Here is a 9,114-nt window from a genome sequence, read left to right as displayed (position 1 = left end):
CCCGGGGGAGAGGGAGCCGACCGAGTTGTCTTGGGTCACGCATTGACCTGAACGACCGTGTCGATTGTGGATTCGGCGTGGCTGTGTCAGGTCGATGAGTTTCTTGAGTATCCCCAATCAGTTCCCTCTCCCGGGGGAGAGGGAGCCGACCGAGTTGTCTTGGGTCACGCATTGACCTGAACGACCGTGTCGATTGTGGATTCGGCGTGGCTGTGTCAGGTCGATGAATTTCTTGAGTATCCCCAATCAGTTCCCTCTCCCTGGGGAGAGGGCTAGGGTGAGGGGAGAGGCTTCAGCGCAAATGAGCCTGCTCAACCAGCCAGAGCATCAGCTCCTCAAGTTGCGGCGAGGGTTCGGCTGCGGCAGGCACCACCACGTAATACGCCAACCCCGTCTTCACCTTCAACGCAAACGGCATCACCAGCCGTCCTGCGTTCAGATCATCGCCAATCAGCGACCAGTCCCCGATCGCCACACCCGTGCCATGGGAGGCCATCGACATCGCCTGATCCAGCGTTTCGAAATGCTGCCCGCTGCCGAGGTTGCCCAGGCGCAATCCCGCTGCATCGAGCCATACCGACCAGTCCTGAATGTCGTGGGTCGGGTGCAATAACAGATGCTCTTGCAAATCCTGCGGTGAATTCAGCGCCGGCGAACCCTTGAGCAGTTGCGGCGAGCAGACCGGTGTCAGTTGCTCGTCGAACAGATGCAGCGCGCCTGGCGAATGGTCCGGCGGCGGGCCGTAGATCACCGCGGCGTCGAATTGCTCGCGCTGAAAATCCACGCCGTGTTGCAGCGACGCCGTCAATTTGACCGGCACGTCCGGGCGTTCCTTCTGCCATTGCAGCAGACGCGGCAGCAGCCAGCGCATCACGCAGCTCGGTGCCTTGAGTTGCAAGGTTTGCCGCGTCTGACCGATCTGCTCGGTCGCTTCACTGATCAGCCCGAAGACCTTTTCCACTTGCGGCAGCCATTCGCGGCCTTCGGCCGTCAGCGCCAGACCTCGGGCCAGACGGATGAACAGCGGATAACCGAGCTGTTCTTCCAGCCCCGCGATCTGCCGACTCACCGCGCCCTGAGTGATGTGCAACTGCTCGGCGGCGCGAGTGAAGTTGCAGCATTGCGCGGTGATCCAGAACGTATGCAGAGCGGGCAGGGGTGGCAGGCGTTTCATGGCGATCCGAGGTATGACGTGGCGACATGGCTAGTATGACTTTTAATCGATTGTTGCTGCCAGTTGCGCACCGTTCCAATGGGCACTCCACGGACCCTGTGGGAGCGAGCCTGCTCGCGAAGACGGTTCAAGGTTCGACACGGATGTTGGCTGGACCGCTTATTCGCGAGCAGGCTCGCTCCCACAGGGAGTGTTCAGTGAATGAAAGGGCAATCAACATGGCAACGTGCGGCGAAGTACTGGTCAAGCTGTTGGAGAATTACGCGGTCGAGCAGGTGTTCGGCATTCCCGGTGTGCACACCGTTGAGCTGTACCGAGGCCTCGCGCGTTCAAGCATCAACCACGTCACGCCTCGTCACGAACAGGGCGCCGGGTTCATGGCTGACGGCTACGCGCGTACCAGCGGCAAACCCGGTGTGTGTTTCATCATCACCGGCCCGGGCATGACCAATATCACCACGGCCATGGGCCAGGCTTACGCCGATTCGATTCCGATGCTGGTGATTTCCAGCGTGCAGTCGCGCAGTCAGTTGGGCGGTGGGCGCGGCAAGTTGCATGAGCTGCCGAACCAGAGCGCACTGGTCGGCGGCGTCGCAGCGTTCTCGCACACGCTGATGTCCGCTGCCGAACTGCCGGTGGTGCTTGCTCGCGCTTTCGCGCTGTTCCAGGCCGGGCGACCGCGTCCGGTGCACATCGAAATTCCGTTGGACGTGCTGGTGGAAGAGGCCGATGAGTTGCTCGCCAGCCTGCCGGTGAATATCGATCGCGCCGGCGCCGCACCGGCTGCCGTGGCCCGCATGAGCGAACTGCTCGCCACGGCGCAACGTCCACTGATTCTCGCCGGCGGCGGTGCTATCGACGCAGCGCCCCAGCTGACCCCACTCGCCGAACTGCTCGACGCTCCAGTGGCGCTGACCATCAACGCCAAAGGCATGCTGCCGACCAGTCATCCGTTGTTGATCGGTTCGACGCAGAGCCTGGTCGCCACCCGCGCACTGGTCGCTGAAGCCGACGTGGTGCTGGCGATCGGCACCGAGCTGGCCGAGACCGATTACGACGTGACCTTCGCCGGCGGCTTCGAGATTCCCGGCAAGCTGCTGCGCATCGACATCGATGCCGATCAGACCGTGCGCAACTACCCGCCGCACATCGCACTGGTCGCTGATTCGCGCAACGCCGCGCAAGCATTGCTCAGCGCCTTGTCGCACCAACCGCTGGCCGAGCGCCGCAATGATTGGGGCCAGGTCCGCGCCGCGCGTCTGCGTAATGAATTGGCGGCGAGCTGGGATGCACCAACGCTGGCGCAGACGCGTTTGCTCGAAACCGTGCTGCACGAATTGCCCGAAGCGGTGTTCGTCGGCGATTCCACGCAACCGGTGTACACCGGCAACCTCACGTTCAACCCCGAGCGTCCGCGTCGCTGGTTCAACGCATCCGCCGGTTACGGCACCCTCGGCTATGCGTTGCCGGCGGCGATTGGTGCGTGGCTCGGCGGCCAACTCGATAACGGCGCGCGCCCGCCAGTGGTGTGCCTGATCGGCGACGGCGGCTTGCAGTTCACCCTGCCGGAACTGGCCAGCGCCGTTGAAGCACGGGTGCCGGTGATCGTGCTGCTGTGGAATAACCAGGGGTACGAGGAGATCAAAAAGTACATGGTCAACCGCGCCATCGAACCGGTCGGCGTGGACATCTACACCCCGGATTTCGTCGCCGTGGCCAAGGGCCTCGGTTGCGCCGCGCAAGCCATCAGCAGCATCGACGAATTGCGCGCAGCGCTGCGTAAAGCGACGGACCGGCAAGGCCCGACGCTGATTGAAATCGACCAGAACCAGTGGATGCAGGCGGTGGCCCAATGATCAGTTTTCCAACCACACTCGACGGGCTCTACATCAACGGTCAATGGTCGTCGGGCCGCGAACATCTACGGGTGATCAACCCCGCTACCGAAGCGCTGCTGACCACCGTCAATGGCGGTGACGAACACGCCGTCGACCAGGCGATCAGCGCGGCGACCGAGGCGTTCGAACACTGGTCGAAAACCACCGGCGCCGAACGCGCTGCGATCCTGCGCAACATTGCCAACGGCGTGCGCAACGGTCGCGATCACTTGATGAACCTGCAGTCGAGCAACAACGGTAAACCGCAGTTCGAAGCGGCCATCGATGTCGATGACGTGATCGCCACGTTCGACTATTACGCCGGACTCGCCGAAGGCTTCGACGCCGGGCAGGACAGCAACGTGCCGCTGCCCAGCGATGACTTCAGCGCACGCCTGCGTCGTGAGCCATGCGGTGTGGTCGGGCTGATCGTGCCGTGGAATTTCCCCATGGTCACCACCGCATGGAAACTGGCGCCAGCGCTCGCCGCCGGTTGCTGCGTGGTGCTGAAACCTTCTGAAGTGACGCCGCTGCCGGAGCTGGAACTGGCCGCGATCATCGCTGAATCCGGTTTGCCCGACGGCGTGTTCAATCTGGTCTGCGGCACTGGTCTGGCGGTGGGCGCGCCGTTGTCGGCCGATTCACGCATTGCCAAGATCTCCTTTACCGGCAGCAACGCTGTTGGTGTGCAGGTGATGCAACGCGCTGCTGAAACCGTGAAGGGTGTCAGCCTGGAGCTGGGTGGCAAATCTTCCTTGCTGGTGCTGGCGGATGCCGATTTGGATCTGGCGGTGGAACTGGCGTGTGGTGGGGCGTTTTTCAATGCCGGGCAGATGTGCTCGGCCACCAGTCGGGTGCTGGTTGCCGAGGCATTGATGGATGAATTTCTTCAGCGCCTGCAAAAACGTGCGGAGGCGATCCGAGTCGCTGATCCGTTTGATGCGGATGTGGAGATGGGCGCGCTGGTCAATCAGGCGCAGTACCAGCGGGTGCTTGGGCATATTGATCGCGGTTTGAGCGCCGGGGCGAGGTTGGTGTGCGGCGGCAATCGTCCGGCGCATTTGCCGCGCGGTTATTTTCTGCAACCGACGGTGTTCACCGACGTGCCGCTGGACAGCGCGTTATGGCGTGAAGAGATTTTCGGGCCGGTGGTGTGTGTGCGCGGTTTCGCCAGTGAGAGCGAGGCGATTGCGTTGGCCAACGACACGCAGTTCGGCCTGGTCGCGAGTGTGGTGACGCGCGATGCTGCAACGGCGGATCGCGTGGCCAATGCCTTGCAGGCAGGGCTGGTGTGGATCAATGCTCCGCAGGTGATCTTCCCGCAGACGGCATGGGGTGGGTACAAGCAGAGCAGTGTCGGCCGCGAACTGGGGCCTTGGGGGTTGGCGGCGTTTTTGGAGATCAAGCACGTCGTGCGAGCGGTGTAGAAGCCTGCCCTCACCCCAGCCCTCTCCCAGGGGGAGAGGGAGCTGACCGAGGTGTCTTGCGTTCTCCGTCGACCTGAAAAACCGAGTCGATTATGGATTTGAAGGTCATCAATCCAACGGCGGGTTGGCCTGGCTTGGCTGATTCCGGATTCAGCACCGATATCGCAAGTCGATGAACCTCTCCAATATCCCACAATCGGTTCCCTCTCCCTCTGGGAGAGGGCTAGGGTGAGGGGCTTCTATGGAGTCACACCGAAAGCCGCAACCGCGCCAGATCCCGCAACGGCGGCGCGCCAAACAGGCGGCTGTATTCGCGGCTGAACTGCGACGGACTTTCATAGCCCACCCGATACCCCGCCGCCGAGGCTTCCAGGCCTTCGGTCAACATCAGCCGCCGCGCCTCTTGCAGGCGCAATTGCTTCTGGTACTGCAACGGACTCATCGCGGTCATCGCCTTGAAACGGTGATGCAACGTCGACACGCTGAGGTTCACTTCCCGCGCCAGATCATCGATGCGCAGCGGCTGCTCGAAGTTGCCGTTGAGCCATTTGATGGCCTGGCTGATGCGATGGCTCTGACTGTTGGCAATCGCAATCTCATACAAACGATGACCCTGCGGACTACGCAGCAGGCGATAGAGAATCTCCCGGCGAATCAGCGGCGCGAGCATGGCGATGTCTTTCGGCGCGTCGAGCAGCCGGGCCAGACGCAGCACCGCATCGAGCATGGCGCTGTCGATTTTTTCCACGTACAGACCACGTCCGGTCGGCCGGGTCGGCACGCCCATCGGGCCGGCGTCGGCGATCAGCGCGGTGATTTCGGTCGGGTCAATGTCGAGGCGCACGGCGAGGATCGGTTCTTCCGGCGAGACATTGACCACCCGGCCGCTGAGCGGCATCGAAACCGACACCACCAGATAATTCAGCGGGTCGTAGTTGAAGAACTCATCGGCCAGGCGGACCTCTTTGCGCCCCTGCGCCATGATGCACAGCGCCGGCTGCGCGAGTACCGGGGCAAAGTCATGGGACTGGGTGTGGCGCGACATCACCAGCGAACCGATCGCGGTCTGGTAGCTGCCATCGTCGCTGGTGTTGCGGCGGATGATCGCCGCCAGTTCCGCGCGCTGCTTTTCCATGTCGGCGCTGGGTTCGGCTTGAAAACGATCGAATGACGTCATGCACGGCATCCTCGGCAAGTGAGGGGGGAATGCAGCAGAGCATATGTTTGTGCAAGCAGCAGCGGTAGACACATTCTGCCAAATGCTTGCCTGATTCTGCCCGCAGGTGCACGCAGGTCTCCCGCCAGACGATTCCGTAGGAGCTGCCGAAGGCTGCGATCCGTTGATCTTCAAGGCAAAAGCAAAAGATCGCAGCCTTCGGCAGCGCCTACACAAAACCCGTATGACAGACGTGTTGCGCGGGTTTACAGGTTGTTACAGGTCGTCTGCGCAGTCTCGCAGGATTGTGCAACGCGAAGGCAGGAATCGACTAACGGCGCGGCGGCCCCGGCCCTTAATCTTTGCTTCAGTCGCAGCCCGTCCCCCGGCTGCCACGCGATTTCATGGAGGGTTGATCATGTCCAAGCAAATGCCTGTCAGTCATATGGCCTTCGTTCGTGCCCAGGCCGGGCGTTCGGCGGAACTCGGCGTGCGCCTGAGCGCGTTGATCGAGGTCTCGCGCGCGGCGCCCGGCTGCCTGAGTTTTTCCCTGCAACAATCGCAGTGCGACGCCGACCTGTGGCTGGTCAGCGGCTACTGGAGCAGTCAGCAAATGATGACGACTTATTTCAACAGTCCGTCGATGGAAGTCTTCGCCGAGCTGGTCCAGGACCTGGTGGTCAACAGCCTCGACTTCCACACCTTCAGGGACGTTTCCGCCGCGCAGGCCCTCGGTCAATGCGTCGCGCCGATACACAAACTCGCCGGTTGAGGGTTTAATGTCCGGCTTATTTGATTGAGCCAGGATCCGCGACATGGCACGTAAAGAGTTTGAACGCTTCGAAGCAGTCTCCGCAGTCGTCCCCGTCGAGCTGGGCGGCAACAAGGGTTATTACGCGGCGATCGCGGTCAAGGCCCTGGTCGATGGCGGCGCCCCACGCTTTCACAAGTTGCTCGATGAGCAGGTGTTCCCCGGCGCCATTGCTGCCGATGACGCAGCCATCAACGAGCTGGACAAGCTCAAGGGCGTCACCGATGACGCCGAGCTGATCTGGTAATTACTTCTGTGCGCCCGGGCGCCACATCTTGAACAGAGCCTCAGGCCCCAGCTGGAAATAATCCGCCGGCCCGCCGCCGCGCAAAATCGGTTGTGCGGCGGCGGTGTCGTAGATGCCGTCCTTCAGCAGCCATTTGGCGATGTGCACCGCGACTACTTCACCGAGGATCAGCCAACTCGGCACCGTTTCGCCATCGGCGCGTTGCAGCTGGATGATCTGCGTGACCTTGCACTCGAAGGACACCGGGCTTTCGGCGACCCGTGGCACCGAAATCACCTTTGACGCCACGGTCGTCAGCCCTGCCAGTTCAAACTCGTTGACCTCAGGCGCGACCATCGCGCAGCTCTGGTTCATCTGCTCGGCCAACGGGCGCGTGGCGAGGTTCCAGACGAACTCTCCGGTCTGCTCGATGTTGTTCAGACTGTCTTTGCGCCCGACGCTGGAAAAACCAATGATCGGCGGCACGTAGTTGAACGCGTTGAAGAAACTGTACGGCGCGAGATTGAGCCGGCCTTCGGCATCCTGCGAGGAAATCCAGCCGATGGGCCGCGGGCCGACGATGGCGTTGAACGGATCGTGAGGCAGGCCGTGGCCGTTGGCGGGTTCGTAGAAGTGGATGTCATCGGGCATGGGTAACGGATTCCTGAGCTGCATTCGGATGCAGCCATAGTGCAAGGACCCGGCGCATATTTCCAGCCAGACGCGAGACCCCGTAGGGTTCGTGGCAGGACACAGATTTTGTGGCCTGCCAGCGATGTAGCCCCGTCAGTCAGTCACGATCCGCGAATGCTTCTGGGTGTCTTTCATGGTGATGTACACCAGCAGCGACACGGCAATGCACGCGGTGACGTACCAGTAGTAACCGGTTTCCATGCCGATGCTCTTGAACCACAGCGCGATGTATTCGGCAGTGCCGCCGAAGATCGACACGGTCAGCGCGTACGGCAGGCCGACGCCCAGGGCGCGGATTTCGGTAGGGAACAATTCGGCTTTGACCACCGCGTTGATCGAGGTGTAGCCGCTGACAATGATCAGCGCCGCCATGATCAGGAAGAACGCGCCCCACCAGGTCTGGATGGTGTGCAGGGTCATCAGGATCGGCACGGTGAAGATCGTACCGAGCACGCCGAACGCGATCAGGATCGGGCGACGACCGATCTTGTCCGACAGGCCACCGATGATCGGTTGCAGGCACATGAACAGGAACAGCGTGGCGGCGGAAATGGTGGTCGAGTCGGAGATGCTCATGCCGACCGTGTTCACCAGATACTTCTGCATGTAGGTGGTGTAGGTGTAGAACGCCAGGGTGCCGCCCATGGTCAGGCCGACCACGGTCAACAGCTCTTTCGGGTGGCGCATCAAGGTGCGCATGGCGCTTTCCTTGGATTTTTCTTTCTTGGTGAACGACTCGGTTTCTTCCATGCCGCGACGCAGGTACAGCGCTACCACTGCGCAGAGCGCGCCGATGGCGAACGGAATACGCCAGCCCCACGCGTAGAGCTGTTCGGTGGTCAGCATGTTTTGCAGCACGATCAAGACGCCGAGGGCGATGAGCTGGCCGGAGATCAGGGTCACGTACTGGAAGCTGGAGAAGAAGCCGCGACGTTCCTTGGTCGCCATCTCGGACAGGTAAGTCGCCGAGGTGCCGTACTCGCCACCGACCGACAGGCCTTGCAGCAGGCGGGCGAATACCAAGAGGATCGGCGCGCCGATGCCGATGGTTTCATAGTTCGGGCTCAGGGCGATCAGCAGCGAGCCGAAGCACATCAGGTATACCGAGGCCATCAGCGCTTTCTTGCGCCCGACCTTGTCGGCGTACATGCCCATCAGCCAGCCACCGATCGGACGCATCAGGAAGCCCACGGCGAAGATCGCTGCGGTGTTCATCAGTTGCGCGGTGGTGGAACCGGCGGGGAAAAAGGTTTTCGCGAAGTACAGGGAGAAGGCGGCGTACACGTACCAGTCGTACCACTCGACCATGTTGCCGACAGAGCCGCTGAAGATCGATTTGATCCGGCTGGCGGTGGTTCTCGGTTTGGCCGGCACGGCAGCCGACCCAAGGGGCAGGGCGTTGGAGTTATCCATTGAAGGATCCTTCGTTTAATTGTTTTTGTGGAGCGCGTCGGAACGCAGCCTGCCAGGGCTATAGCAGGAGGTGTGCCAAGGGGTGAGGGGCCGGTTTAGAAGGGGTGGCGGGGAGGAGTGAGCGGATTTGTGCCGACTGATTGGGCTGAGTGAGCGGATTTCCGCTTACCGCGTGAAGATCAAAAGCCCCTCACCCTAGCCCTCTCCCAGAGGGAGAGGGGACTGACCGAGGTGTTCTTGTGGGTTACATCGACCTGCAATATCGAGTCGAATACAGATTCGGGAAAGCATGGAGATCGGCTCCCTTCCCCCTCGCCCCCTGGGGGAGAGGGCTGGG

The 9,114-nt window shown here is 61.7% G+C and carries 8 protein-coding genes; 4 read left to right on the top strand and 4 right to left on the bottom strand.

Translation table 11 applies throughout. The annotated features are described in order from the left end of the window. Positions 1-292 precede the first annotated feature (292 nt). Positions 293-1,174: a LysR substrate-binding domain-containing protein gene (locus tag D8U71_RS24490; RefSeq protein WP_130888876.1), complete on the bottom strand. Its 882-nt coding sequence runs from the start codon at positions 1,172-1,174 to the stop codon at positions 293-295. Between the two features lie 218 nt (positions 1,175-1,392). On the opposite strand from D8U71_RS24490, the gene D8U71_RS24485 reads away from it, so the two are divergent. Next, positions 1,393-3,030 carry a 5-guanidino-2-oxopentanoate decarboxylase gene (locus tag D8U71_RS24485; protein WP_130888888.1) on the top strand — a complete coding sequence of 546 codons (1,638 nt, stop codon included), beginning with the start codon at positions 1,393-1,395 and terminating at the stop codon, positions 3,028-3,030. Next, positions 3,027-4,478, top strand: coding sequence for an aldehyde dehydrogenase family protein (locus tag D8U71_RS24480; RefSeq protein ID WP_130888875.1), 1,452 nt, complete (start codon positions 3,027-3,029; stop codon positions 4,476-4,478). Before D8U71_RS24485 ends, D8U71_RS24480 begins: the two co-directional genes overlap by 4 nt. 247 nt (positions 4,479-4,725) lie before the next feature. Here D8U71_RS24480 and D8U71_RS24475 read toward each other — a convergent pair whose 3' ends face one another. Further along, positions 4,726-5,655, bottom strand: coding sequence for an AraC family transcriptional regulator (locus D8U71_RS24475; RefSeq protein ID WP_016773445.1), 930 nt, complete (start codon positions 5,653-5,655; stop codon positions 4,726-4,728). Between the two features lie 397 nt (positions 5,656-6,052). On the opposite strand from D8U71_RS24475, the gene D8U71_RS24470 reads away from it, so the two are divergent. Together D8U71_RS24470 and D8U71_RS24465 are read left to right on the top strand one after the other, a co-directional pair. After that, a complete protein-coding gene (locus tag D8U71_RS24470; protein ID WP_130888874.1) occupies positions 6,053-6,406 on the top strand; it encodes an antibiotic biosynthesis monooxygenase family protein in 354 nt (117 codons plus the stop codon). A 43-nt stretch (positions 6,407-6,449) separates the two neighbouring features. Further along, positions 6,450-6,692, top strand: a complete 243-nt coding sequence (locus D8U71_RS24465) for a hypothetical protein (protein ID WP_016773447.1) — start codon at positions 6,450-6,452, stop codon at positions 6,690-6,692. Here the strand turns inward: D8U71_RS24465 and D8U71_RS24460 are convergent, their stop codons facing one another. Both D8U71_RS24460 and D8U71_RS24455 read right to left on the bottom strand, forming a co-directional pair. Next, a complete protein-coding gene (locus tag D8U71_RS24460) occupies positions 6,693-7,322 on the bottom strand; it encodes a flavin reductase family protein (protein WP_071173402.1) in 630 nt (209 codons plus the stop codon). 135 nt (positions 7,323-7,457) lie between these two features. Continuing rightward, on the bottom strand, positions 7,458-8,777 hold the full coding sequence (locus tag D8U71_RS24455) for an MFS transporter (RefSeq protein ID WP_024014128.1): 1,320 nt from the start codon (positions 8,775-8,777) through the stop codon (positions 7,458-7,460). Between the last annotated feature and the right edge of the window lie 337 nt (positions 8,778-9,114).

Origin of the sequence: Pseudomonas sp. Sample_21 (genome assembly GCF_004307525.1) — a bacterium.
In the GTDB taxonomy this organism is placed as follows: Bacteria; Pseudomonadota; Gammaproteobacteria; order Pseudomonadales; family Pseudomonadaceae; genus Aquipseudomonas; species Aquipseudomonas atacamensis.
This window is presented reverse-complemented; position numbering and strand designations above follow the sequence as displayed.

Excerpts from the sequence above, each read along its gene's own strand:
- D8U71_RS24455 (WP_024014128.1), bottom strand. The coding sequence starts at position 8,777 with ATGGATAACTCCAACGCCCTGCCCCTTGGGTCGGCTGCCGTGCCGGCC.
- D8U71_RS24485 (WP_130888888.1), top strand. The coding sequence starts at position 1,393 with ATGGCAACGTGCGGCGAAGTACTGGTCAAGCTGTTGGAGAATTACGCG.
- D8U71_RS24475 (WP_016773445.1), bottom strand. The coding sequence starts at position 5,655 with ATGACGTCATTCGATCGTTTTCAAGCCGAACCCAGCGCCGACATGGAA.
- D8U71_RS24470 (WP_130888874.1), top strand. The coding sequence starts at position 6,053 with ATGTCCAAGCAAATGCCTGTCAGTCATATGGCCTTCGTTCGTGCCCAG.
- D8U71_RS24490 (WP_130888876.1), bottom strand. The coding sequence starts at position 1,174 with ATGAAACGCCTGCCACCCCTGCCCGCTCTGCATACGTTCTGGATCACC.
- D8U71_RS24460 (WP_071173402.1), bottom strand. The coding sequence starts at position 7,322 with ATGCCCGATGACATCCACTTCTACGAACCCGCCAACGGCCACGGCCTG.
- D8U71_RS24465 (WP_016773447.1), top strand. The coding sequence starts at position 6,450 with ATGGCACGTAAAGAGTTTGAACGCTTCGAAGCAGTCTCCGCAGTCGTC.
- D8U71_RS24480 (WP_130888875.1), top strand. The coding sequence starts at position 3,027 with ATGATCAGTTTTCCAACCACACTCGACGGGCTCTACATCAACGGTCAA.